Source organism: Pseudoalteromonas rubra (genome assembly GCF_004212645.1).
Taxonomy (GTDB): Bacteria; Pseudomonadota; Gammaproteobacteria; order Enterobacterales; family Alteromonadaceae; genus Pseudoalteromonas; species Pseudoalteromonas rubra_G.
In genome coordinates, this window is the sequence record NZ_PPUZ01000109.1 from 1 (window position 1) to 466 (window position 466).

The window sequence follows — 466 nt, forward strand, 5'->3', positions numbered from 1 at the left end:
GTAGTGGTTTAATAGATCCGGACACATTGATAAGAGACAATAACGTCAAACATCGAGGTATCCATGACAAAGCAAAAACGACAATACAAATCATACCCTAAAGAATTTAAAGAAGAGGCTGTCGCCTTAGTCAGTGAACAAGGTTATACAGTAGCTCAAGCCGCAGAAGCCGTAGGCGTTAGTACTAGTTTGCTTTACAAGTGGAAGGAACATATAGAACAAGAACAGGCTGGACACAAATTGGTTAACTCCGAGCGAGAAGAGCTTTTAGCACTTCGCAAAGAAGTAAAACAACTGAGAATGGAAAAAGATATTTTAAAAAAGGCCAGCGCCTTCTTTGCGAAAGAAATGAAGTAAAGTATCAATTCATTCAAGTTCAATCTGACGAGTATCCAACGCTTATACTGTGCCGGGTTATGGGAGTCAGCTCCAGTGCTTACTACGATTGGTGTAAGCGGCCAGGGCA

General features: G+C 41.4%; 1 pseudogene. It reads left to right on the plus strand.

The annotated features are described in order from the left end of the window. Positions 1–63 precede the first annotated feature (63 nt). Positions 64–466 (plus strand): annotated as a pseudogene (locus C3B51_RS22340) (transposase); the annotation flags it as partial.